This is a genomic window from Stappia sp. P2PMeth1, assembly GCF_900185735.1.
Classification (GTDB): Bacteria; Pseudomonadota; Alphaproteobacteria; order Rhizobiales; family Stappiaceae; genus Stappia.
The window spans coordinates 155313-178188 of the sequence record NZ_FYAW01000022.1 but is presented as its reverse complement, the minus strand read 5'-3'; the positions used below and the strand labels follow the sequence as shown (position 1 = coordinate 178188).

The following is a 22876-nucleotide window of genomic DNA, read 5'->3' as shown; positions in this document are numbered from 1 at the left end:
TGCCCGCCCCAGCGGCGGCTGATCTCAAAGACAAAGCAAAACCGGAAGGGGATAGTTATGAAGTCACAGCTCAAGACACTCGTTGTTGCATGCGCCCTCGCCCTGTCGGCCGGGCTGCCGGCCGAGGCACAGACCCGCATCCGTATCGGCGGCACCGGCACGCCCGAGGGGCCGGACACCAAGGTGATCGAGCTGTTCAAGGCCAACCTGGAGAAGGAGCTTGGCGGCAGCGTCTCGGTGGAGATCTTCCCGGCTTCGCAGCTCGGCACCTGGAGCGAGATGGTCGAGCAGGTGAAGGGCGGCGTTCTCGAATGCATGTATGAGAGCGTCGGCGTCCTCGGCTCGTTCAGCCCGATCTCCAACATCGAAGGCGTCGCCTATCTCTATCGCGATGAGGACCATTTCTTCCGCATCTGGCGCGGGCCGGCGGGCAAGGCGGTGATCGAGTCCATTGCCGAGGACTCGGGCTTCCAGGTCGTCGGTCCGGGGTTCCGCGGGTTCCGGCAGTTTCTGGTCAAGAAGCCGGCGGACAGCCTCGCCGACCTTCAGGGCATGAAGGTGCGCGCGCCCGGCATTCCGGCCTATGTGACCTCCATTGCAGCACTCGGCGTCAACCCGACGTCGATCGCCTTTGAGGAAACCTATGCCGCGCTCCAGCAGGGGGTGGTCGATGGTCTTGAGCAGCCGCTGGTCGCCATCAAGGATCATCGTTTCTTCGAGGTGGCGAAACACCTCGTCGTCACCAACCACATGGCCGAGACGATGGCGTTCATCTGCAACGCCCCCTGGTACGCCGGGCTCGACGCTCCCGTGAAGGCGGCGTTCGAGACGGCGGCGGATGCGAGTGCCGACTGGTATCGCGCCTATACCCAGGAGAGCAGCCAGCAGCTCATCGGCGAGCTGCAGGCGAACGGCCTCGTCGTCCACGCACCCGATCTCGAGGAGTTCGCCAGGCGCGCGGCCGAAGCCAGGCACGACGGAGCGCTCCAGCCCATCATCGACCGGTTCCGCCTGGTGAACTGATTGAACGGCGGCTCCCGGCGTCGTCTTGCCGGGAGCCGCGCGGGAGGAACTCATGTCTCACATCATCATTCGCGTCGGCGCTATGCTGCGCTGGATTTTGCGGCAGGGGCTCGCGCTGATGCTGCTCGCCATCATCGTGCTGGTCTCCTTTCAGGTGGTCGCACGCTATGTCACTCACGGCGCCACCCATCAGCTCGCGGAAATCTGCCGCCTGCTGATGATCTGGATGGTCTTTTGCGGTGCCGCGCTGCTGGTCTCGATGCGCGACCTGATCCTCATCGACGTCGTCCAGCATCGGATGAGCCCAAGGGCTCGCGGCGCGCTCGGGCTGGGAACGGATGCGCTCACCGCGCTGCTGCTGGTCTTCCTCAGCCACTACGCCTGGCAGTTGATCCAGATGGCCTCCGGCAAGATCGCCCCGGCGACGGGGCTGTCCTATCGGTGGTTCTATCTGCCACCGATCGTCTTTGGCGCGCTTGGCCTGTTCTTCATCATCGAGCGCCTGTTCACGCGCCGTCTCGTCTCCCCGGCCGCGTCCCTTCCGCCCTCGTCACCTGAGGAAATCCGCCCATGACCATGCTCGCGGCACTGTCCGCCGTCTTCTTCGTCCTCACGCTGCTGTCCGTGCCGATCGCCGTTTCCATGGGCGTTGCCGCGCTCGTCATTGTCGCCCTGTGGGGAACGCCGGGCGTCCTGCTGGCCCAGAAGCTGGTGAACGGGATCGATTCCTTTCCGCTGCTGGCGATCCCCTTCTTCATCCTGTCGGCGGCGATCATGAACAGCGGCGGCGTCACCACGCGCGTCATCGACCTGTTCGCCAGCGCGCTCGGGCGGGTGCGGGGAAGCTCCGGCGTGGTCAATGTCGGGACCAACGTGTTTCTCTCCGGCATTTCCGGCTCCTCGGTCGCCGATGCGGCGGCGAGCGGCGCCCTGCTGATCCCGGAGATGAAGAAGGAAGGCTATTCGCCCGCCTTCGCGGCGGCCTTCACCGCGGGTGCGGCCGTGCTCGGCCCGATCATCCCGCCCAGCATTCCACTGGTGATCTACGGGGTGATCGCCCAGGTCTCGATCATGAAGCTCTTCGTCGGCGCCTATATCCCCGGCTTCATCATCGCCGCGGCGCTGATCGCCTATGTCACCTATGTCGCCAGGCGCAAGCGGCTGGCGGCGCGCGGGAGCATCGCCTGGACCGAGATCGGCCGGAAGTTCCGGGTCAGCCTCTGGGCGCTGAGCATGCCGCTGCTGCTTGCACTCGGGGCCAAGGGCGGCCTCTTCACGGTCACCGAACTGGGCGCGGTGCTGGTCTTCTACGCCCTGTTCGTCGGCTGGGTGATCCACCGTGAATTCCAGTGGCGCCAGTTTCCCGGGATGCTCACCGACGCCGCCCTGCAGACGGCCAATATCATGCTGATCGTCGGCATCAGCTCGTTTGTTGCCTATCTGATCGTCGTCAACGGCATTCCCCGGGATATCCAGGCGCATCTGCAGGCGGCCGATCTCGGTCCGCAAGGCTTCCTGCTGCTGGTCAACATCATCTTCCTCGTTGCCGGCATCTTCCTCGACTCGACGCCCGCCACCATCATCCTGGTGCCGATTTTCCTGCCCGCCGCTCTCGCCTATGGCATCGACCCGGTCCATTTCGGGCTGGTGGTCGTGCTCAATCTCATGATCGGACTGATCCACCCGCCTATCGGCCTCAATCTCCTGATCACCCAGTCGATTTCGCGCGCGCCGATGGGCCAGGTCGTGCGGGAGAGCTTGCCGATCATCGCGATCATTCTGGCGGTGCTGCTGCTGATCACATATGTGCCGGCCACCGTGCTTTGGCTGCCGAATGCCCTGGGGATGCCGTAGAAACGCGGTGCATTTGGCCGGCCAATCGGCTAGAATAATTAATTATTGTCGATAGGAAGGCATGCGGCATGGCGCGCACCAAAGCTGTCTCTGGGCGTCCCGGTCTCGACGAAGTCGTCGCGGAGGGGGTTCGTGAGAAGATTCTCTCCGGGACGCTGACCACCGGCACGCATCTCGTGGAGGCCGATCTGGGGCAGGAGTTCGAGGTGAGCAATGGAACCGTCCGCTCGGCTCTTCGCCATCTTCAGAACGAAGGCCTGGTCGAGTTCCGTCCGCGCCGCGGCATGTTCGTGGCCGGGCTCAGCGCAGTGGACGCCCTCGAACTGTGTTCGTTGCGCAATTCTCTCGAGGCGCTGGCGGCCGAACTCGCGGCCCGGAACCTGACGGACGAGGATGCCAGCCGACTGAAGAAGACCATGGAGGACATGCGGCGGGCGGTGACGCGCCGCGACAAGCGCGCCTGCATGGAGGCGGACATTGCCTTCCATCGGCAGATCGTCGCCATGTCGCGGCACAAGAGACTGATCCAGATGTACGGGCTTCTGGAAAGCCAGATCCGGCTGTTCATGACCCTCACCGAACCCATGCATAGCGATCTGTTTGCCGACATGATCCCGCTCCACGAGCCAATTGCCGACGCGGTGCTGAGCGGCGATGCGGCCGCGGCGGCGCAACTGTCGAGCATTCACAACAATCCGGATGGCAAGGCACTTGCCCGGCACATGGCGGCGGAAGCGCCTGAACCCGAAGGGAAGGCGCTGCGCCGAGCGGGGTCTCGCCGATGACGGCCGCCTGATCGGCGAGGCCGTCCGATCAGGCGGCCGCCGGTATCGCGCTCCGAGAGAACGGGAAGTCGCCCTTCTGCAAGACAGCGAAGAGACGGCGGCGCTCGGCCATGGCTCGGTTCAACGGCCTGTAGGCGCCTGGCGGCCTGTTCGAGCGCGGACGTTCCGTTGCGCGCAGCGAACAGGAATGGAGCGCAGCGGCCCCTGCTTGCTGGCCAGGAAGCGCGTCTAGAGCATATTCCGTTCAGATCGAACCGATCTGAACGACAAGAATATGCTCAAGGTATTGAATTTGGAGCGATTTCTTATCGATCAGGTGATTCCACCTGATCGGAAAGCGCGTCTAGAGCATCAGCCAGGCTGCCGGCGCCGCGGATGACCGCGTCGCGCGGGCTCCCTGTGCTGCGGGACCGGTCTGGATCGCTTCCGCCGGCCCGGCACTCCGCATCGGCAGCCCCGGTCTGGACGGCCTCGCGGCTTTCCCTCGGCAAGAGCCCGCAAGATCGGCACCGTCATCGCAGGCCCTGCGCCGCGGCACTCGGGCGCGGGCAGTAAAGTCAGCCCCGCAAAGCCAACCTGCCCGAAAGCCAACCTGCCTTTGTGCCGCACCCCTTCCGGCGCCTTCGTGGCAGCGGTTGTGGCGCGGCGGCGCCCGTCTCCTCGGGCACCGGCCGGCACTCGGACCAAGGGACCTGCGCGGGGACATCGATCATGGGCCAACTGCAACCCTACGCTCTTTCGCTGGTCGTCGGCCTGGGGATCGGCGTGCTCTATGGCCTGGTGTCCGTTCGATCGCCCGCGCCCCCGATCATCGCCTTGCTCGGCCTCTTAGGGATGCTTGCCGGCGAGGCGGGCGTGCAGTGGCTCAAGGGTCACTCGAACGTCGTCCAGACGGTGCTGCACGAAAAATCCTTCGCCCTTCGGCGCCCCGGCGAGACAGCGAAGAAAGACGACGTCGCCTGAGCTGCCGGCCGGTTCTCCCCTCACACGAAAGCGAATGCAGATGTCCAGCAAGCTACAGGTTCTAACCCCTTCGAACAGCCAGCTCATCTTCATCGATCAGCAGCCGCAGATGGCCTTCGGTGTCCAGTCCATCGACCGGCAGGCCCTGAAGAACAATGTCGTGGGCCTTGCCAAGGCGGCGAAGGCCTTCAGGATTCCGACGACGATCACGACGGTGGAGACTGAGAGCTTCTCGGGGCCGACCTTTCCCGAACTGCTGTCGGTGTTTCCCGAGGCTCCCATTCTGGAGCGCACGTCGATGAACTCCTGGGACGATCTGAAGGTCCGCGAGGCGCTTGCAGCCAATGCGGCGGACGGGCGCAGGAAGATCGTCGTCTCGGGTCTGTGGACCGAAGTCTGCAACTGCACCTTCGCGCTCTCCTGCCTCGCCGATACCGACTATGACATCTACATGGTGGCCGATGCCTCGGGCGGAACCTCGCTCGACGCGCACACCTATGCCATGGACCGCATGGTGCAGGCCGGGATCGTGCCCGTTACCTGGCAGCAGGTCCTCCTCGAATGGCAGCGCGACTGGGCGCGGCGCGACACCTACGACGCCGTCATGGCCATCGTGCGGGAGCATTCCGGAGCCTATGGCATGGGCGTCGATTACGCCTACACCATGGTCCACAAGGCTCCCGAGCGCGCGGCGCACGGCCCGGTCGTTCCGCCCAAGCCCGCCGTCTGACGGATGCGAGCCGGCTGGACCGGCCGCCCCCCGGATCAGCCGCCGGAACCAGCCACCGTGCCTGTGGGCAGGATCGCGGCCCCGTTCACACGCCATCCGCTGCATCGCCGCGACGTTTTTGGGCGATGCGGCTGCGGCCGGTTGCTCGCGGACGGGACGCGCCGCCAAGGAGAAAGCCATGACCGCCAGCGACCTGATCATCGTCAACGCCAGGGTGACGACCCTCGATCGGCAGAACCCCTCGGCGGATGCCGTGGCCATCCGGGACGGCAGGTTCCTCGCCGTGGGCACGGAAGCGGAGGTGCGGGCCGCCGCGCCGGACGCCGCGATCATCGACGCGAAAGGGCGGCGGCTGATCCCGGGGCTGATCGACAGCCACACCCATGTGATCCGCGGCGGGCTGAACTACAATATGGAGCTTCGCTGGGACGGGGTCCCGTCGCTTTCCGATGCGATGGCGATGCTGAAGCGGCAGGTCGACCGGACGCCGGCTCCGCAATGGGTGCGCGTCGTCGGCGGCTTCACCGAGCACCAGTTCGCGGAAAAACGCCTCCCGACGCTTGAGGAAATCAACGCCGTCGCGCCCGATACGCCCGTCTTCATTCTGCATCTCTACGATCGCGCGCTGCTCAACGCGGCCGCCCTGCGTGTCGTCGGCTACACCAGGGACACGCCCAATCCTCCCGGCGGCGAGATCGTCAGGGATGGCGCCGGCAATCCAACCGGCCTGCTGCTGGCGCAGCCCAATGCAACGATCCTCTATTCGACGCTGGCCAAGGGGCCGAAGCTGGACCCGGACTACCAGATCAATTCGTCCCGCCATTTCATGCGCGAGCTGAACAGTCTCGGGGTGACCAGCGTGATCGACGCCGGCGGCGGTTTCCAGAACTATCCCGACGACTACGAGATCATCGAGAGGCTTCACGCCGACGGCCAGATGACGGTTCGCGTCAGCTACAACCTCTTCACCCAGAAGCCCAAGGAAGAGCTGGCGGATTTCTCAAGCTGGGTGAGACAGGTCTCGCCCGGACAGGGCGACGACGTCTATCGCCACAACGGCGCCGGCGAGATGCTCGTCTATTCCGCCGCCGATTTCGAGGATTTCCGCGCCGAGCGTCCGGACTTGCCGCCGGATATGGAAGCCGATCTGGAGCCCGTCATTCGTCTCCTTGCGGAAAACCGCTGGCCCTGGCGGCTGCACGCTACCTACGACGAAACCATCGACCGCGCGCTCGACGTGTTCGAAAAGGTCAACCGCGACATTCCGCTCTCCGGCATCAACTGGTTCTTCGACCACGCCGAAACGATCACGGACCGCAACATCGACCGGATCGCCGCGCTCGGCGGCGGCATTGCCGTGCAGCACCGCATGGCGTTTCAGGGCGAATATTTCGTCGAACGCTACGGGGCAAAGGCCGCCGAGCGCACGCCGCCGATCCGCCGGATCATGGAAGCGGGCGTGGCGCTGGGCGCCGGCACCGACGCGACCCGCGTCGCCAGCTACAATCCATGGGTGTCGCTCTCCTGGCTGGTGACCTCGAGGACCGTCGGTGGCCTCGCCCTCTACCCGCAGCACGATCGTCTCGACCGCGAGACCGCATTGCGGCTGTGGACTGAAGCGAACACCTGGTTTTCCAACGAGCAAGGCAGGAAAGGTCAGATCAGGGCGGGGCAGCTCGCCGACCTTGCCCTGCTGTCCGAGGATTACTTCTCCGTCCCGGAAAGCGACATCGTCCACCTGCGGTCGGTCCTGACCATTCTCGGCGGCAAGGTCGTGCATGGAGACGGCGACTACGGGCGCCTCGCGCCGGATCTTCCCGCGCCGATGCCGGACTGGTCGCCGGTCGCGACCTTCGGCGGCTACCACCGGACAACGCAAACCCGCGCCCGGATGATGATGAACTGCGGCTGCGCGAGTGGTTGCGCGGTGCATGGGCACGACCACGCCGCGGCGCTTGGCGCAAGCGTGCCGGCGTCGGACGCCCGCACCTTCTGGGGCGCCCTTGGATGCGGCTGCTGGGCGGTCTGACCCTGGCCGCACCGAACCTTACCCTCAGGACGAGCGAGGAACCCGCCATGAGCGAGACACGGCAGGAAACGACAGTCGGGCCGCTTGGCTTCCCCGTCTTCCGGGCGCTGTGGATCGCCACGGTCGTCTCCAATGTCGGCACCTGGATGCACGATGTCGGCGCCGGCTGGCTGATGACCTCGCTGTCGCCGAGCCCGCTGCTCGTCGCGCTGGTGCAGGCGGCGACGACGCTGCCGATGTTCCTGCTGGCGCTTCCCGCCGGCGCCCTCGCCGACATCGTCGACCGCCGCAGGATGCTGATGGCGGCGCAATTGCTCGGCCTTCTCGCGGCCGCGCTGCTGGCGGTCCTGACCCTGTTCGACCTCGTCACTCCCGAAGTGCTGCTGGCGGGCACCTTCATGCTGGGCATTGCGGCCGCGCTGAGTGCGCCGGTGTTCCAGGCGATCGTGCCCGAGCTGGTGGACAAGCAGGCCTTGCCGGACGCCATCGCGCTGAACAGTCTTGGCGTCAACATCTCGCGCGCGATCGGGCCGGCGCTCGGCGGGGTCATCGTCGCTCTTGCCGGAACACCGGCCGTCTTCGCGTTGAACGCGGTTTCGGTCGTGGCCGTGCTGGCCGTCCTCTACACCTGGCAGCGCCCGCGAACCGTTCACGCCCTGCCGCCCGAGCACTTTTTCGGCGCGCTGAAGGCGGGATACCGCTACACGCGCCATTCGCCGGCGATGCGTCTCGTGCTGGTGCGGGCGGTGGGCTTCTTCCTGTTCGGAAGCGCGCTCTGGGCGATGCTGCCGCTGATCGCGCGGCGCGGACTGGGGCTCGATGCGGCCGGCTACGGTGCCCTGCTCGGCTGCATGGGGGCCGGCGCCGTTGTCGGCGCGATCCTGCTGAAGCGGCTGCGCAAAAGGGTTCCCGCCAACACCATCTCCGTCGGGGCGACGCTGTTCTTTGCCCTGTCGACCCTGGCGCTGGCGCTTGCCGCCAATGCCTGGATCGCCGGGGCGGTGATGTTTTCCGCCGGCCTTGCCTGGATCGGAATGCTGACCTCGCTCAATGTCGCGGCGCAGATGGCCTCGCCCGGATGGGTGAAGGCGCGCGCGCTCGCCGTCTATATCCTGGTGTTCCAGGGCGCCATGGCGGGCGGCAGCATCCTGTGGGGCTCGGTCGCTGCCGCGACCAGTGTCCCCACCGCTCTGCTGCTGGCGGCCGCCGGGCAGGCGGCGGCGCTGGTCCTGGCCTTCCGCTGGCGCCTGCCGCAGGAGCAGGCCAACGACCTGGCGCCCTCGAACCATTGGGCGGAACCGGTGGTCTTCGTGCAGCCGGCGGACGACCGCGGGCCGGTTCTCATCGAGATCGAATATCGGATCGAGCCCGCGCGCCTTGCCGACTTCGTCGCCGCCCTGCGCGATTTCCGGTCGTCGCGGCAGCGTGACGGCGCCATCCGCTGGGATGTCTGGGAGGACGTCGCCGAGCCGGGGCGCGTCATCGAGAGCTTCGTCGTCGAGAGCTGGGTCGAGCACCAGCGCCAGCATGCCCGCGTGACCCATGCCGACCAGATCGATCAGCAACTGCTCCAGGCCTTCCATGTCGGCGACCGGCCGCCCGTCGTGCGGCATCTGTTGAGGCCGCTATGACCGACCGGGCGCAGGCGGAACCGCTCGTCCCGCCGCCCGGCGATTTCCTCGAAACCCACGAAAGGAAGACATGCCATGACCACCATCACCCTGACTGACGGCACGACGCTGTTCTACAAGGACTGGGGACCGAAAGACGCGCAGCCCATCATGTTTCACCATGGCTGGCCGCTCAGCGCCGACGACTGGGACGCCCAGATGCTGTTCTTCCTGTCCCAAGGCTACCGGGTGATCGCGCATGACCGGCGCGGCCATGGCCGGTCCGACCAGACCGACACCGGCAACGACATGGACACATATGCCGCGGACGTGGCTGAGATCGCCAAGGCGCTCGATCTGCGCGACGCGGTCCATATCGGCCATTCGACCGGCGGCGGCGAGGTCACGCGCTATGCGGCGCGGGCCGAGCGCGGCCGGGTGGCCAAGGCCATTCTGATCGCGGCGATCCCGCCGGTGATGGCCCGGTCCGATGCCAACCCGGACGGCGTTCCGATGGAGATCTTCGACGGCCTGCGCTCCGCCCTGGAGGCAAACCGGGCGCAATTCTATCGCGATCTGCCGAGCGGGCCGTTCTATGGCTTCAACCGGATGGGCGCGAAGGTCAGCCAGGGCCTGATCGACAATTGGTGGCGCCAGGGCATGAGCGGCGGCGCCAAGGCGCATCACGACTGCATCGAAGTGTTTTCGGAAACCGACTTCACCGAGGACCTGAAGGCGATCACCGTTCCTGTGATGATCATTCACGGCGAGGACGATCAGATCGTGCCGATCGAGAACTCGGCCCTCAAGGCGATCAGGCTCGTCAGGGACGGCACGCTGAAGACCTATCCCGGCCTGTCGCACGGCCTGTTCGCCACCCATCCGGAGGTGGTGAACTCGGATATGCTGGCCTTCATCCGCGCCTGAGACGGCTCGCCAAGGGGATCGGCGGTCGCGGATTGCGCGGCCGCCGCAAGCGCGCCTTCGGCCGGCGCTGTTCGAAACGTTGGGGTCTCGGGCTTGAGCCTCGAAGACAAGGCAGTGAAATCATGAAGATCGTCAGGGTCGCGATTGCCGGTTTCGGGGGCGTGGGCCGCGCCACGGCCACTCTTCTCCTGGCCCGGCGCGAGCGCTACCGGCAGGTTCATGACGCCGACATCCGCCTCGTCGCCGTCTGCGGGTCGCGCGCCGGTCTGGCCGACCCGGAGGGACTGGAAGCCGGGCGCCTTGAGGCGCTCGAGCCCGGCCTGTCGGGCCCGGCCTTCATCGCGGCGAGCGGCGCCGACATTCTGATCGAGGCCGGTCCCAGCGATTTTCGAACCGGAGGGCCGGGCCTTGCCTATCTCCGATCCGCTCTCTCGGCGGGACGCGACGCGATCGTCATATCGAAGGGCGCGCTGGTCCACAGCGGACCCGATCTGCGCGCCCTGGCGCGCTCCTCGGGAGCGATGCTGAAACTCAGCGGCGCCGCTGCCGCCGCGCTGCCGACGATCGACCTCATAGAGCACAGCCTGAAAGGCTGCGAGGTGCTCGAAATCGAGGGCATCCTGAACGCCACCACCAACTACCTGCTCGATGCGATGATGACGGAGGCCCTCGGCTTCGACGAGGCGCTGGCGCGCGCCCAGGCAGGCGGCTTCGCGGAAGCCGACCCGCGCAACGACACCGAGGGTTGGGACACCGCCGGCAAGCTCGTCCTCATCGCCAATTTCGGCCTCGATGCCGGCCTGACGATGGACGATCTGGCCGTCGAGGGCATTGGGTCGGTCGCGGCGCGCGATATCGAGACATGGCGAACGCAGCGTCTCGTTCCAAAGCTCGTCGGGAGCCTCGTGCGGAGCGACGGGGCGACGCGGGCGGCCGTCGGCGTGCGGACCTACCCGATGACCGATCCGCTCGCGCATGTGTCGGGAAAGAACAAGGCGATCCGCATCACCACGGATGCGATGGGCGAGACGATCGCGATCGGATCCGGCACGGAGCCCCTCGCCACCGCGGCCGCCGCGCTGAAGGATCTCGAACACATCCTGACGGCAAGAGCGGCGCGGGCCACGCATGGTTCGGGAGAAGAGCGATGACGGGCAGGACCGTGCAGGCTTCCGCCGTCCTCGAAGTCACTGCGGCGCGGCAGACCCCCTCGGATCGCGAACGGCCCGGCGATAGTCGGACGGGCTCATGTGCCGATGCTTGATGAACACCCGGGCCAGCACCTGGTTGGACGAATATCCCACTTCCTGCGCGATCTCGGTGACCGGAAGGTCCGTCGTCTCGAGGAGTTCGCAGGCTTTCTCCATCCGCAGCCGGGTCAGATAGACCCGTGGCGGCACGCCGACGCTCTGCTTGAACATACGCGCGAAATGAAACGGCGAGAGCCGCGCCTCGGCCGCCAGTTCGTCGAGGCTGATGTCTTCCGAAAGCCGCGCCCGCATGAACTCCAGGCACCGCCGCTCCGCCCACGGAGCCAGCCCGCCCTTTGCAGCCGTCAACGGCGCTCCGCCCAACCGGCACAACTCGGCCAGAATCTCCAAACCTGCAGCCCGCGCCAGCAGCCGCGACGGCGCCCCCTCGTCGTTGCACAGAGCCCACAGGTTCCGCAGCGCCGACCGGATCGCCGGAGACTGGAACACTTGGCCGTACATGCGGGTACTGTCGAACGAGCAACGGCCGTCGCCGGCTTCATCCAGAACGGACTGCCATTGCGCCACCGGGAAAGCCAGGCTGCGGAGCCGATGGCTGCCGTCGTTGATCACTGTGGTCGCGAAGTTCGGCGCGGCGACGGCGAGCGTGCCTTTCGCGGTCGTCATATCGAAGCGGCCTCCTCCGAGGTCCCCCTGGACACGGCTGCAGCCAAGCAGGTCCTCTATCAGGACGATGTCCGGCAGCGCCGGGCGGGACATGTCCCCGGCTGGCCGCTGGACCTCAAGAAGGTCGAGAATTGCGCCCGGAGATTTCATCATGCGCAGGTAGGACGCATGTCGCCCCTTGCTGTGCCACTGGGCGAATGACGAGTAGGCAGGGGCGGTCATTGCCGTCCCTCCGGAGCCGACGGCGCGCGAGGCGAGATCGATGGACGGGCCGGATCGCGAACGGCCCGGCGATAGTCGGACGGGCTCATGTGCCGATGCTTGATGAACACCCGGGCCAGCACCTGGTTGGACGAATATCCCACTTCCTGCGCGATCTCGGTGACCGGAAGGTCCGTCGTCTCGAGGAGTTCGCAGGCTTTCTCCATCCGCAGCCGGGTCAGATAGACCCGTGGCGGCACGCCGACGCTCTGCTTGAACATGCGGGCAAAATGAAACGGCGAGAGCCGCGCCTCGGCCGCCAGTTCGTCGAGGCTGATGTCTTCCGAAAGCCGGGCATGCATGAGCTCCAGACACCGCCGCTGGACCCATGGAGCAAGACCGCCCTTTGCAGTCGTCAACGGCGCCCCGCCCAACCGGCACAACTCGGCCAGAACCTCCAAACCCGCGGCCTGCGCCAGCAGGCGCGACGGCGCGCCCTCCTCATCGCACAAGACCCACAGGTTCCGGATGGCCGACCGGATAGTGGCCGAGGCGAACGTCCCCATACACAGTTTCTGGTAGTCCACGGGGAACCGCCCGTCTGCAGCTTCATCCAGAACGGACTGCCACTGCGCCAACGGAAACGACAGGCTGCGAAGCTCGTGGGCGGCGTCGACAATGACCGTGTTTGCGAATTGCGGGGCGGAGAGAAAAAAGCCGCCCTTCTCACTCTTCACATCGAAGCGCCCGCCTCCCATGTCGCCGCTGACGCGGCAGCCACCATGCAAGTCTTGATAGAGGATGATATCCGGGACGGCGGGGTCGGACATGTCTCCGGCCGGCTGCGCGGCCTCCAGCAGATGAATGATGTCGCCTGCGGACTTCATCGTTCGCACATAGCTCGCCAGGTGGCCGTCGCTGTACCATTGAGCAAAAGAACGATAGGCATCGGCGGTCACGTTGTGTCTCCTATGCGTCTCGCAGCCCTCCCAGGTCGAGCCGGCGGCCTGCTTCATGCCGCGCAGGCCGGCCGGTAGACGCACTGGGGCAAAGCGAATACCTTCGTTTCGGCGGCCTCCGAAAGGCCGTGCCGCGCTCTTCGTCTCCCGCCCCCGAAATCAGTCAGAAACACCCCGGTGAAGCTCGCCTCAATCCCTTCTCACTCACAGGTTGAAACGCTACCGTTCCATCCACAGTGGAGGACTTCTGGATGGAACGCAAGAGTATCGACCTAACACAAAGACGGAAACCGACCGGGGCGGCGGTCATCCGGCCCGAACTGACCACGGCGCTGTTCAGGGCCCTGTTCGAGGAGTGGGCGGAAACCGGCTTTGCGGCGGTAAGCCTGGAGCGCGTGGCGGCACGGGCGGGCGCAGGCAAGGCGGCGATATACCGGCGCTGGCCATCGAAGCTGGAGTTCGCCTGCGAGGCGATACGAAGTGTCGAGGTCATGCGGTTGGGGACCACCGACCAGGGGTCGCTGCAGGCGGACATCAGAGAATACCTTCGAGCGACGCGCGCGGTCCTGCGCCATCCTCTGGTCCGCCGCATCATCCCCGATCTGGTTGCCGAACGTCTGCGATCGAACGAATTGGCGGCGATGCTGCACGGCATCGCCGAGGCGCGGCGACAGTTTGGACACCGGCTGCTGGACCGCGCCATTGCCCGCGACGAACTGCACGCGGATCTCGACAGGGAACTGGCGCTCGACCTTCTCTTTGCCCCCCTCTACTCCCGCTTGATCGTCCGGGGGAAGAGCTTCTCAAGGGCTGAACTCGACAGGCTGGGCATGGCCCTGCATGCGGCGTTAAGGGCCTGTTGAAGCAGGGCCAGCACCACGGGAGTGCGCGGATGCCGGTTCCGCCGGCATGGTGACCGCCCGCCCCTCTCCTTCCCTCCCGTCCCCGTCCTTTTCCGGCCCTTTCCGACCCTCGGCGAAACATCGCAAGAACGGCATCGTCACCGCAGGGGCTGCGACGCCCTGCCGGCGCAGATTGTTAGCCTGTCCAGCGGATACGCCGCCAGACGGCGCGCGGTGTGGACGAAGGGAAGGATCGAGGATGGCTCCGCAGGATGATCGGAACTCACGCCTTACGACAACTGCCGGCGCACCCGTTGCCGACAACCGGAACAGCCTGACCGCCGGCGATCGCGGCCCGGTGCTGATGCAGGACTGGATGCTGATCGAGAAGCTGGCCCACCAGAACCGGGAACGGATCCCCGAGCGGGTGGTCCATGCCAAGGGCTGGGGTGCGCATGGCACGCTCAGGATCACGGGCGACATATCGCACCTGACCTGCGCCAGGGTGCTGCAGCCCGGCGCCGAGACCCCGATGATCGCGCGCTTCTCGACGGTTGCGGGAGAAATGGGAGCGGCCGATCATGAGCGGGACGTTCGCGGTTTCGCGCTCAAGTTCTATACCGAGGAGGGCAATTGGGATCTGGTGGGCAACAATACGCCGGTTTTCTTCGTTCGCGATCCGCTCAAGTTCCCCGATTTCATCCGCACTCAGAAGCGCCACCCGCGCACCAATCTGCGGTCGGCGACGGCGATGTGGGACTTCTGGTCGCTGTCGCCGGAAAGCCTGCATCAGGTGACGATCCTCTTCTCCGACCGCGGTCTGCCTGTCAGCCCGATGCACATGAACGGCTACGGCAGCCACACCTACAGCCTGTGGAACGACGCTGGCGAGCGCGTCTGGGTCAAGTTCCATTTCAAGACGTCTCAGGGGCACCGCCACTACACCAACGCCGAGGCGGAAGAGGTCGTCGGCAGAACCAGGGAAGGCTATCAGGAAGCCCTGTTCGGCGCGATCGAGGAGGGAAACTATCCGCGCTGGATCCTGCAGGTCCAGGTCATGACGGAAGCGCAGGCGGGCGAACTGCCCTTCAACCCGTTCGACGTCACCAAGGTCTGGCCCCATGCCGGGTTTCCGCCGGTCGAGATCGGCGTGCTCGAACTCGACCGCAACCCGGACAATTACTTTGCCGACATCGAGCAGGTGGCCTTCAGCCCCTCGAACGTCGTGCGCGGCATCGGCCATTCGCCGGACAGGATGCTGCAGGGCAGGATCTTCGCCTATGCGGACGCCCATCGCTATAGGCTGGGCACGTATTACGAGGCGCTGCCGGTCAACCGGCCGCTATGCCCGGTGCATCACTATCACAAGGACGGGGCGATGCGCTTCTTCGGCAACACGTCCGATCCGGAGGCCTATTACGAGCCGAACAGCTTCGGCGGTCCGACGGAGGATCGCTCGTTCACCGAACCCCCGCTCCGGATCGAAGGTTCGGCTGCCCGGTTCGATCATCGGCAGGGAAACGACGATTTCAACCAGCCCCGCGCGCTGTTCCTGCTGTTCGACGACGGGCAGAAGGCACGGCTGTTCGCCAACATCGCCGCGGCGATGCGCGGCATTCCCGATGCCATCGCCGAACGGCAGATCGAGCTTTTCCGGCAGGTTCATCCGGAGTTCGGGGATGGCGTCTGCGCCGCGCTGGACGAGTTGGACCCGCAGTTCTGATCGAACGGGATCAGCTCCTGCGCATCAGGATCATCTTCTCCTGCGTCATGTCGCGCATCGTGTAGGGAATGCCGCCGGTTCCGTAGCCGGATTCCCTGCGGCCGGCAAAGGGCATCCAGTCGGTGCGGAAGGCCGTGGGATCGTTGACCATCACGGCCGAGGCATCGAGCCGGTCGGCGGCGCGCAGCGCGACATCGATGTCCTGCGCGAAGATGCTCGCCTGGAAGGCGGTCGGCAGCGCATTGGCCTGTCGGATCGCCTCGTCGAGATCGCGGTAGCGATAGACCGCGACGACAGGGCCGAAAACCTCCAGCGTCGACATCTTCGCATCGGCGGCGGGGTCGAGCAGAACCGCCGGCTGCAGGGTCGTCTCGGACAGGCGCTTGCCGCCGGTCGCAAGCAGGGCCCCGCCCTCGACCGCGTCCTCGATCCACTGTCCGACCCTGTCGGCCTCGCGCGGCAGGATCAGCGGGCCGACGTCGGTGTCCTTGAGGGTGGGGTCGGCGCAGCGCAATGTCTCGACGCGGGCGACGAGCTGCTGCGTGAACGTGTCGGCGATGTCGCTATGGACGAAGATGCGCTGCGTCGACACGCAGACCTGCCCGGCATGGTAGTAGCCGCCCTTGACGATCGGCTCGATGACCCTGCCGAGATCGGCGCTGCGGTCGATGATGGCCGGCGCGGCGCCGCCATGCTCCAGTGCCGAGCGCGTGCCGGGGGCAAGCTTCGCGTGCAGCGACCAGCCGACCCTTGCCGAGCCGATGAAGCTGAGGAAGGCGACCCGGCTGTCGGTCGCCAGCCTTTCGGCCAGGGCGTTGTCCTCCGTGACGAAGGTCTGGCACCACGGCTCGGGGAGGCCCGCCTCGCGAACCAACGCCACGAACTCGAGGCAGGACAGCGGCGTCGTAGACGCCGGCTTGACGATGACCGGACAACCGACTGCGATCGCCGGCGCGACCTGGTGAACGATCAGGTTCAGCGGATGGTTGAAGGCGGAAATCGCCGCGACGACACCGATAGGCTCCTTGGTGGTGAAGGCCCAGCGGTTCTCGGCCGCGGCCGACAGCCCCATCGGGATCTCGCGGCCGGCGAAATTGCGCAGCTCGTCGGCGGCGTTGTGGACGCCGTCGATGGCGCGGCTGGTCTCGGCGATGGCGTCGGGCAGCGGCTTGCCGCCCTCGCGGGCGATCTGCATCGCCAGATGATCGCGCTTGCCCTCCATCAGGGCGGCCAGCTTGCGCAGGATCGCAATGCGCCGGTGCGGCTTCAGCCAGCCCTCGCGATCCCTGAAGACGCGACCGGCCGCCTGCAGCTTGCGCTCCAGTGCGGCGGCATCGTCGGTCTCGATCTCCGCGATCGGCGTGCGATCGAAGGCTTGCACGACTGTCAGCATGGGCGGTGCTCCTCGGCCTGCAGTCAGGCGCATTCCACGTCGGGCGTGCGGTTGCGCAGCTCGTCGACCAGCACGCGGGTGTTTTCGGAATAGTCGATGGGCACATCGACCAGATGGACCCCGCCGCCGGCGAACGCGGCCTCGAGCGTGGGCACCAGATCGGCGGCGGCCGTAACCCGCGATCCCTTCGCGCCATAGGCCTCGGCATAGCGCACGAAGTCGGGATTGCCGAAGCTCATGCCGAAATCCGGGAACCCGTCGACCGCCTGCTTCCAGCGGATCATGCCGTAGGCGCTGTCGTTGAGAATGACGAGGACGAGGTTCAGGCCGAGGCGGACCGCCGTTTCCATCTCCTGCGAGTTCATCATGAAGCCGCCGTCGCCGCAGACCGCCATGACGCGGCGGTCCGGATGAAGCATGGCCGCCATCATCGCCGAGGGCAGGCCGGCGCCCATCGTGGCGAGCGCATTGTCGAGGAGCAGCGTGTTGGCGACATGGGTGCGGTAGTTGCGGGCGAACCAGATCTTGTACATGCCGTTGTCGAGGCAGACGATGCCGTCCTCCGGCATCACCTTGCGAACGTCGTGAACGATGCGCTGGGGTATGACGGGGAACCGGTCCTCCTCGGCGCGGTCGTTGAGGCGGGCGAGGATACGCTGGCGCAGGTCGAGCAGTCCCTCGTCGGGCGTCAGCTTTCCTTCCAGCCGCCCGGCAAGCCCCGCGACGGCAGCGCCGATGTCGCCGATCACCTCGATGTCCGGATGGTAGACCTGCTCGACCGTGGCCGACTGGTAGCCGACATGGATGACCCGAGGCCCGCCGGCGCTTTTCATCAGGAAGGGCGGCTTCTCGACCGTATCGTGGCCGATGGCGATGATCAGGTCGGCGCGCTCGACGGCCTCGTGGACATAGTCGCCCTCCGACAGCGCCGCGGTTCCCATATAGAGGTTCGAGCCGCCGGTGACCGCGCCCTTGCCCATTTGCGTGTTGAAGAACGGCAGCCGCGTGCGCGTCACGAAGTCCGAAAGCGCCTCGACCAGCGCAGGCCTATTGCCCGAGGCGCCGATCATCACCAGCGGCCGCCTGGCGGCAAGGATCATCCGCGCCGCGCCGTCGAGCGAGAGGGCCGAGGCGACCGGCCGCTCCGCGGTATGCACCGGAATGACGGACGCGGTCTCGACCTCCTCGGCCGCGACGTCCTCGGGGAGTTCCAGATGCACCGGCCCGGGACGCTCCTCCGTCGCGACGCGAAACGCGTCGCGCACGGTCGAGGGTATCGCGGCCGCGCTGACGATCTGCTGCGTCATCTTGGTCAGCGGCTTCATCGAAGCGACGATATCGACGATCTGAAAGCGGGCCTGCTTGGCGCTCATGATCGGCTTCTGGCCGGTAATGAGGATCATCGGCATGGCCCCGAGATGCGCATAGGCCGCACCGGTGGCGAGGTTCAGCGCGCCGGGGCCGAGCGTGGCCAGGCAGACGCCGGGCCTGCCCGTCAGCCGTCCATGCGTCGCGGCCATGAAGGCCGCGGCTTGCTCGTGACGGGTCAGGACCAGTTCGATACCGGAGGTTCGCAACGCCTCCAGGAGATCGAGATTCTCCTCGCCCGGCACTCCGAAGACGCGGTCGACGCCCTCGTTCTCCAGTGCGGCAACAAAAAGGTCCGATCCTTTGGGCATGGTTTAGAGCCTCGTGTTGACGGTTTCGATGGAACGCACGGCGATCCTACACGGGTACGCGCAAGTGCCGCCATCGTTCCGCGGTCCCGCAGCCGTCGGGCAGCTTCCCGAAGGAAGAGCGCTTAGGCGCTCATGCCGATGTCTTCAGCACTTCGACGAGGCGCTCGGCAGCCGGGGCCGAGGAAGCCGGGTTCTGGCCGGTGATCAGCAGGCCGTCCTGTACGAAGTACGGACCCCAGTCGGGACCCTTCGAATAGATGCCGCCCTTGGCCTGCAACTCGTCCTCGACGAGGAACGGCACGACGTCCGTCAGGCCGACGGCGGCCTCCTCGCTGTTGGTGAAGCCGGTGACCTTCTTTCCCTCGACGAGCGGACGGCCGTTCGGCGTCTTGACGTGACGGAGCACGCCCGGCGCGTGGCACACCAGCGCGACCGGCTTGTCCGCGGCAAGGAAGCTCTCGATCAGCGACGCCGAGACCGGGCTTTCGGCGAGATCCCACATCGGGCCGTGGCCGCCTGGATAAAAGACCGTATCAAAATCGGCCTGGGATATCTCGGCGAGCTTCACGGTGTTCGCCAGCGCTTCCCGCGCCTCGGCGTCGGCCTCGAAGCGGCGCGTGTCCTCGGTCTGGAAGGCGGGCTCGTTGCTTTTGGGATCGAGCGGCGGCTGGCCGCCGTCCGGCGACGCGAGCGTGATCTCGTAGCCGGCTTCCTTGAACACATAATATGGCGCGGCCAGCTCTTCGAGCCAGAATCCGGTCTTGCGGCCGGTGTTGCCGAGCCGGTCGTGCGACGTCAGAATCATTACAACTTTCATGGCTTTATTCTCCAATCAGATGTTGCTGGTCCGGGCCGGGAAGGACGGTCGCGAAACGATCGACGTGGTGTCGAGGATGGGTCCTCGCAAGTCATCGTTGATCCTGATCGAGCGCGATGGACGGCGAGGCCAAGCCGGTTCGAGGACTGCCCGCGCCTCGCCATCCAGGCCGATCAGCCCGCCGGGTTCGGCACCGGCGTGTTGAGGAGCTGCTGCTCCCACAGATAGGCGATGCCGCTGCCGTAGGCGTGCGACCCGATCGCCTCGTTGAGCGCTTCCGCCGTTTCGGCCCGCGCCCAGTCGCGCTGCCATTCGGACGCCACGGCCAGCCACGTCATCATATTGACGCCGGCCGCAATCATACGCTGGATTGCGACCTGGTGCGCCTCGAGCGAGGTGCCCCCCGACGCGTCGGTGACGACGGTCACGTCCCAGCCTTCCCCGGCCGCCTGGATGGCGGGCATGGCGACGCAGACCTCGGTCCACAAGCCGGCGATGATCAACTGCTTGCGGCCGGTCGCCTTGACCGCATCGACGGTCGGCTTGTCTTCCCAGGTGTTGACGAAGGTGCGGTCGATCACCTCCTGGCCCGGGAACACGTCGGTGATCGAGGGGAACAGCTTTCCGCCGCGGTCGGCGACAACGGTGGTCAGGATGGTCGGGACAGCGAACACCTTGGCCGCCTTGGCGAGGCCGGTCGTGTTGTTGACCACCATATGCGGGTCGTGGCTGTTCAGGTTGGCGAGCTGGTAGGGCTGGTGGTCGATCAGGACCAGCACCGAATCCTCGGGGCGGAGAAGCGAGGCAAGGCCGTTGCGGAAGGTCATGTCAGTCTCCTGAGTCTGGGGGAAGTGCTCATTGACTGCCGGTAAGTAGCGAATGCGCCCCTGCTCTGCGGTGCAGGACATGCCGCCCTGGTGCCGTTCTTGCGCCCTTTCCGGCGCGCCGCGACGCGCAGGCTTGAGTTCGTTCGGTTTCTCGGAAAGGGTGCGACCAGATTTTTGGCGGGTCCGCCGGTCGGACTGCGTGACGGCGAGACCCTGCGGCGAGCGCGGCAAGCCGAACGGATATCGCAGGCGTGCAGCCGCCGGCTGCGACGACCGCCCGGCGGGACCGGGCGATCCGAAGACAGATCTCAAGACAGATCCGAAGACCAAGACAGATCCGAAGACAAGGGGATGACGCATATGAGCTGGAACCCATCGATCGAACCGGGCTGTCCGGACGAGGTCGGCACCGATGCGATCGAGACCCTGATCGTCCCGCGTTCGCGCGACCTTGGCGGCTTCGAGGTCCGCCGCGCCCTGCCCGCGCCGAAGCGGCAGATGGTCGGGCCCTTCATCTTCTTCGATCAGGCCGGGCCGGCCGAGCTGCTGACCGGCCAGGGCGTCGATGTCCGGCCGCATCCGCATATCGGCCTCGGCACGGTCACCTATCTGTTCAAGGGCGATTTCCATCACCGCGACAGCACCGGCGCCGACCAGATCATCAGCCCCGGCGCGCTGAACTGGATGGTCGCGGGGCGCGGCGTCACCCATTCGGAGCGCACATCCGCGACGGCGCGGAGCGGTCCGAACAGCCTGTTCGGGATCCAGACCTGGCTGGCCCTGCCGGACAGCCATGAGGATGTGGCGCCCAGCTTCGAGCATCACGGCAAGGACACCCTGCCCGTCATCGAGGATCGCGGGGTCACCGTTCGGCTCATTCTCGGAAACGCCTACGGCAAGACCGCGCCCGCGACGATGCTGTCCGAGACCTTCTACGCCGATGTGACGCTTGAACCGGGAAGCCGGCTGCCGATGCCGGACAACCACGAAGACCGCGGCATCTACATCGTCGAAGGCTCGATCTCGGTGGCCGGACAGGAGTTCGAGGCCGGCCGGATGATGGTCTTCCGCCCCGGCGACCGCATCACCGTGGCCGCCGGCGGCGAGGGCGCGCGGATGATGATCCTCGGCGGCGCGACCTTCGACGGCCCGCGCTACATCTGGTGGAACTTCGTCGCCTCCTCGCGCGAGCGCATCGAGGCAGCCAAGGCCGAATGGCGCGCCGCGAACTGGGGCAAGGGACGCTTCGATCTGCCCGCCGGCGACCGGAACGAGCACATTCCCCTTCCGGACTGACCGGATCCAGCCTGGAGAAACGAGACATGACCACCTGGCCCCGCCTCGATTACCTCAGTTGGCGTGAAACCTGTTCAGCCTTGCATCTCTATCTCCAGATCGCCGGCAAATACCGGCTGGCGCACACGCCGTGGCTCAATCACTCCTGGAACGCGACCTTCTATGTCACGCCGACCGGACTGGCCACATCGCCCATCCCGGATGGGCCGGGCATCGAAATCCTGTTCGACCTTCGCAAGCACAGGGTCGTGGGCACCTGCGGCAACGGCCACACGGCGGCGTTCGATCTCGGGCCGACCACGGTCGCGGCCTTCCACGCGAGCTTCGTGCGCCTGATTTCGGAGCTCGGCGGCACCCCGACCTTCAACGGCCGCCCGAACGAGGTGCCCTTCCCGGTTCCCTTCGCCGAGGACGACCGCGACCGGCCCTATGACGGCGAAGCCGTGCAGCGCTTCCATCAGGCCTTGCTGGCGGTCGACAGGGTCTTCAACCGGTTCCGCACGTCCTTTCTCGGCAAGTCCAGCCCCGTTCATCTTTTCTGGGGCAGCTTCGATCTGGCGGTTACCCGCTTTTCGGGGCGCCGCGCGCCGCTCCATCCCGGCGGCGTCCCGGCCTTGCCGGATGACGTCGCGCAGGAGGCTTACGACCGCGAGGTCTCGTCAGTGGGTTTCTGGCCGGGCGGCGGCGGCATCGACTATCCGGCCTTCTATGCCTACGCCTATCCGGCGCCCGGCGGATACCGCGCTGCGGCCGTGCAGCCCGATGCCGCCTTCTGGCACGACGGTCTGTCGGAATTCGTCCTGCCCTACGAGGCCGTGCAGTCCCTGGCCGATCCCGACGAAGCCCTGTTGGCGTTCCTGGTCTCGACCTACGAGGCGGCGGCCGATCTCGGCGGCTGGGACCGCGATCTTCTGGAATGCGCGCACGGGGCGCCGCGACAGGTGCGGGCCCCCGATGCGGCAGGGGCGGGGAATGCGCCTGCGGCGGGCGATGAACAGGTCGAGCGGGAGGAGGGCGCGTCGAAGGGACGCTACCGCCTCGTCGTCGACGGCGTCGAGGCCGAGATGACCTACAGCCGGGCCGGCTCCGGGATGATCATCATCGACCACACCGAGGTGCCGGCCGCGCTGCGCGGCCGCAAGGTCGGCGAGCGGCTGGTGCGCCAGGCGATCGAGGACGCCCGCCGCGAAGGGGTCGCCATCCTGCCGCTCTGCCCTTTCGCCAAGGCGCAGATCGCACGGCACCCGGAATGGCAGGACGTGGTGCGCCGATCCTGAGAGGGGGCAGCGGAGCGTGACATCGCTCCCCGGCGCCTTGATCGTCCGCCCCTCCGGTCCCCGG

The 22876-nt window shown here is 66.5% G+C and carries 20 protein-coding genes; 14 read left to right on the top strand and 6 right to left on the bottom strand.

Features of this window, described 5'->3' with window-relative positions; translation table 11 throughout:
• Positions 1-57: 57 nt before the first annotated feature.
• The 10 genes from P2PM1_RS16425 to P2PM1_RS16380 all read left to right on the top strand — a co-directional run bounded on the left by P2PM1_RS16425 (position 58) and on the right by P2PM1_RS16380 (position 11072).
• Complete coding sequence (locus P2PM1_RS16425) at positions 58-1023, top strand: TRAP transporter substrate-binding protein (protein WP_186399796.1); 966 nt, start codon at positions 58-60, stop codon at positions 1021-1023.
• A 52-nt stretch (positions 1024-1075) separates the two neighbouring features.
• Complete coding sequence (locus P2PM1_RS16420) at positions 1076-1597, top strand: TRAP transporter small permease (protein WP_186399795.1); 522 nt, start codon at positions 1076-1078, stop codon at positions 1595-1597.
• Entirely contained in the window at positions 1594-2877 is a 1284-nt protein-coding gene (locus P2PM1_RS16415) for a TRAP transporter large permease (protein WP_186399794.1), read from the top strand. Before P2PM1_RS16420 ends, P2PM1_RS16415 begins: the two co-directional genes overlap by 4 nt.
• Positions 2878-2945: 68 nt before the next feature.
• On the top strand, positions 2946-3662 hold the full coding sequence (locus P2PM1_RS16410) for a GntR family transcriptional regulator (protein WP_186399793.1): 717 nt from the start codon (positions 2946-2948) through the stop codon (positions 3660-3662).
• Positions 3663-4373: 711 nt separating this feature from the next.
• Positions 4374-4625, top strand: coding sequence for a DUF1427 family protein (locus P2PM1_RS16405; RefSeq protein WP_186399792.1), 252 nt, complete (start codon positions 4374-4376; stop codon positions 4623-4625).
• 40 nt (positions 4626-4665) lie between these two features.
• Complete coding sequence (locus tag P2PM1_RS16400; RefSeq protein ID WP_186395957.1) at positions 4666-5355, top strand: hydrolase; 690 nt, start codon at positions 4666-4668, stop codon at positions 5353-5355.
• Between the two features lie 178 nt (positions 5356-5533).
• A complete protein-coding gene (locus P2PM1_RS16395) occupies positions 5534-7384 on the top strand; it encodes an amidohydrolase (protein ID WP_186399791.1) in 1851 nt (616 codons plus the stop codon).
• A 47-nt stretch (positions 7385-7431) separates the two neighbouring features.
• On the top strand, positions 7432-9015 hold the full coding sequence (locus tag P2PM1_RS16390) for an MFS transporter (RefSeq protein ID WP_186399790.1): 1584 nt from the start codon (positions 7432-7434) through the stop codon (positions 9013-9015).
• A gap of 75 nt (positions 9016-9090) precedes the next feature.
• Complete coding sequence (locus P2PM1_RS16385; protein ID WP_186399789.1) at positions 9091-9921, top strand: alpha/beta fold hydrolase; 831 nt, start codon at positions 9091-9093, stop codon at positions 9919-9921.
• A gap of 122 nt (positions 9922-10043) precedes the next feature.
• Complete coding sequence (locus tag P2PM1_RS16380) at positions 10044-11072, top strand: homoserine dehydrogenase (RefSeq protein WP_186399788.1); 1029 nt, start codon at positions 10044-10046, stop codon at positions 11070-11072.
• Positions 11073-11108: 36 nt separating this feature from the next.
• On the opposite strand, the gene P2PM1_RS16375 is transcribed toward P2PM1_RS16380, so the two are convergent.
• Both P2PM1_RS16375 and P2PM1_RS16370 read right to left on the bottom strand, forming a co-directional pair.
• Positions 11109-12020: an AraC family transcriptional regulator gene (locus P2PM1_RS16375; RefSeq protein ID WP_186399787.1), complete on the bottom strand. Its 912-nt coding sequence runs from the start codon at positions 12018-12020 to the stop codon at positions 11109-11111.
• On the bottom strand, positions 12017-12958 hold the full coding sequence (locus P2PM1_RS16370) for a helix-turn-helix domain-containing protein (protein ID WP_186399786.1): 942 nt from the start codon (positions 12956-12958) through the stop codon (positions 12017-12019). Before P2PM1_RS16370 ends, P2PM1_RS16375 begins: the two co-directional genes overlap by 4 nt.
• 251 nt (positions 12959-13209) lie before the next feature.
• Between P2PM1_RS16370 and P2PM1_RS16365 the strand changes: the two genes are divergently transcribed.
• A complete protein-coding gene (locus P2PM1_RS16365; protein ID WP_186399785.1) occupies positions 13210-13821 on the top strand; it encodes a TetR-like C-terminal domain-containing protein in 612 nt (203 codons plus the stop codon).
• Between the two features lie 238 nt (positions 13822-14059).
• The gene (locus P2PM1_RS16360) at positions 14060-15523 is read left to right on the top strand and encodes a catalase (protein WP_186399784.1); all 1464 of its coding nucleotides are present in this window, start codon (positions 14060-14062) and stop codon (positions 15521-15523) included.
• Positions 15524-15533: 10 nt separating this feature from the next.
• Here the strand turns inward: P2PM1_RS16360 and P2PM1_RS16355 are convergent, their stop codons facing one another.
• From P2PM1_RS16355 to P2PM1_RS16340, 4 genes are all read right to left on the bottom strand, one after another.
• Positions 15534-16916, bottom strand: a complete 1383-nt coding sequence (locus tag P2PM1_RS16355; RefSeq protein ID WP_186399783.1) for an aldehyde dehydrogenase family protein — start codon at positions 16914-16916, stop codon at positions 15534-15536.
• Positions 16917-16939: 23 nt separating this feature from the next.
• Positions 16940-18595, bottom strand: a complete 1656-nt coding sequence (locus P2PM1_RS16350) for an acetolactate synthase large subunit (RefSeq protein WP_186399782.1) — start codon at positions 18593-18595, stop codon at positions 16940-16942.
• A 130-nt stretch (positions 18596-18725) separates the two neighbouring features.
• Positions 18726-19412 (bottom strand): type 1 glutamine amidotransferase domain-containing protein, encoded by a 687-nt coding sequence (locus tag P2PM1_RS16345; RefSeq protein WP_186400059.1) that lies wholly within the window; start codon positions 19410-19412, stop codon positions 18726-18728.
• A gap of 173 nt (positions 19413-19585) precedes the next feature.
• The gene (locus P2PM1_RS16340) at positions 19586-20239 is read right to left on the bottom strand and encodes a hydrolase (RefSeq protein WP_186399781.1); all 654 of its coding nucleotides are present in this window, start codon (positions 20237-20239) and stop codon (positions 19586-19588) included.
• Between the two features lie 360 nt (positions 20240-20599).
• Here P2PM1_RS16340 and P2PM1_RS16335 point away from each other — a divergent pair, with 360 nt between their 5' ends.
• Entirely contained in the window at positions 20600-21535 is a 936-nt protein-coding gene (locus tag P2PM1_RS16335) for a pirin family protein (protein WP_186399780.1), read from the top strand.
• Positions 21536-21561: 26 nt separating this feature from the next.
• Positions 21562-22812: a DUF5996 family protein gene (locus P2PM1_RS16330; protein ID WP_186399779.1), complete on the top strand. Its 1251-nt coding sequence runs from the start codon at positions 21562-21564 to the stop codon at positions 22810-22812.
• Positions 22813-22876: the final 64 nt, after the last annotated feature.

Bases quoted from the DNA above. Each gene is read 5' to 3' on its own strand.
- P2PM1_RS16385 (WP_186399789.1), top strand. From the start codon at position 9,091: ATGACCACCATCACCCTGACTGACGGCACGACGCTGTTCTACAAGGAC.
- P2PM1_RS16420 (WP_186399795.1), top strand. From the start codon at position 1,076: ATGTCTCACATCATCATTCGCGTCGGCGCTATGCTGCGCTGGATTTTG.
- P2PM1_RS16350 (WP_186399782.1), bottom strand. From the start codon at position 18,595: ATGCCCAAAGGATCGGACCTTTTTGTTGCCGCACTGGAGAACGAGGGC.
- P2PM1_RS16400 (WP_186395957.1), top strand. From the start codon at position 4,666: ATGTCCAGCAAGCTACAGGTTCTAACCCCTTCGAACAGCCAGCTCATC.
- P2PM1_RS16410 (WP_186399793.1), top strand. From the start codon at position 2,946: ATGGCGCGCACCAAAGCTGTCTCTGGGCGTCCCGGTCTCGACGAAGTC.
- P2PM1_RS16380 (WP_186399788.1), top strand. From the start codon at position 10,044: ATGAAGATCGTCAGGGTCGCGATTGCCGGTTTCGGGGGCGTGGGCCGC.
- P2PM1_RS16330 (WP_186399779.1), top strand. From the start codon at position 21,562: ATGACCACCTGGCCCCGCCTCGATTACCTCAGTTGGCGTGAAACCTGT.
- P2PM1_RS16355 (WP_186399783.1), bottom strand. From the start codon at position 16,916: ATGCTGACAGTCGTGCAAGCCTTCGATCGCACGCCGATCGCGGAGATC.
- P2PM1_RS16390 (WP_186399790.1), top strand. From the start codon at position 7,432: ATGAGCGAGACACGGCAGGAAACGACAGTCGGGCCGCTTGGCTTCCCC.
- P2PM1_RS16415 (WP_186399794.1), top strand. From the start codon at position 1,594: ATGACCATGCTCGCGGCACTGTCCGCCGTCTTCTTCGTCCTCACGCTG.
- P2PM1_RS16405 (WP_186399792.1), top strand. From the start codon at position 4,374: ATGGGCCAACTGCAACCCTACGCTCTTTCGCTGGTCGTCGGCCTGGGG.
- P2PM1_RS16425 (WP_186399796.1), top strand. From the start codon at position 58: ATGAAGTCACAGCTCAAGACACTCGTTGTTGCATGCGCCCTCGCCCTG.
- P2PM1_RS16340 (WP_186399781.1), bottom strand. From the start codon at position 20,239: ATGACCTTCCGCAACGGCCTTGCCTCGCTTCTCCGCCCCGAGGATTCG.
- P2PM1_RS16365 (WP_186399785.1), top strand. From the start codon at position 13,210: ATGGAACGCAAGAGTATCGACCTAACACAAAGACGGAAACCGACCGGG.
- P2PM1_RS16335 (WP_186399780.1), top strand. From the start codon at position 20,600: ATGAGCTGGAACCCATCGATCGAACCGGGCTGTCCGGACGAGGTCGGC.
- P2PM1_RS16375 (WP_186399787.1), bottom strand. From the start codon at position 12,020: ATGACCGCCCCTGCCTACTCGTCATTCGCCCAGTGGCACAGCAAGGGG.
- P2PM1_RS16395 (WP_186399791.1), top strand. From the start codon at position 5,534: ATGACCGCCAGCGACCTGATCATCGTCAACGCCAGGGTGACGACCCTC.
- P2PM1_RS16360 (WP_186399784.1), top strand. From the start codon at position 14,060: ATGGCTCCGCAGGATGATCGGAACTCACGCCTTACGACAACTGCCGGC.
- P2PM1_RS16345 (WP_186400059.1), bottom strand. From the start codon at position 19,412: ATGAAAGTTGTAATGATTCTGACGTCGCACGACCGGCTCGGCAACACC.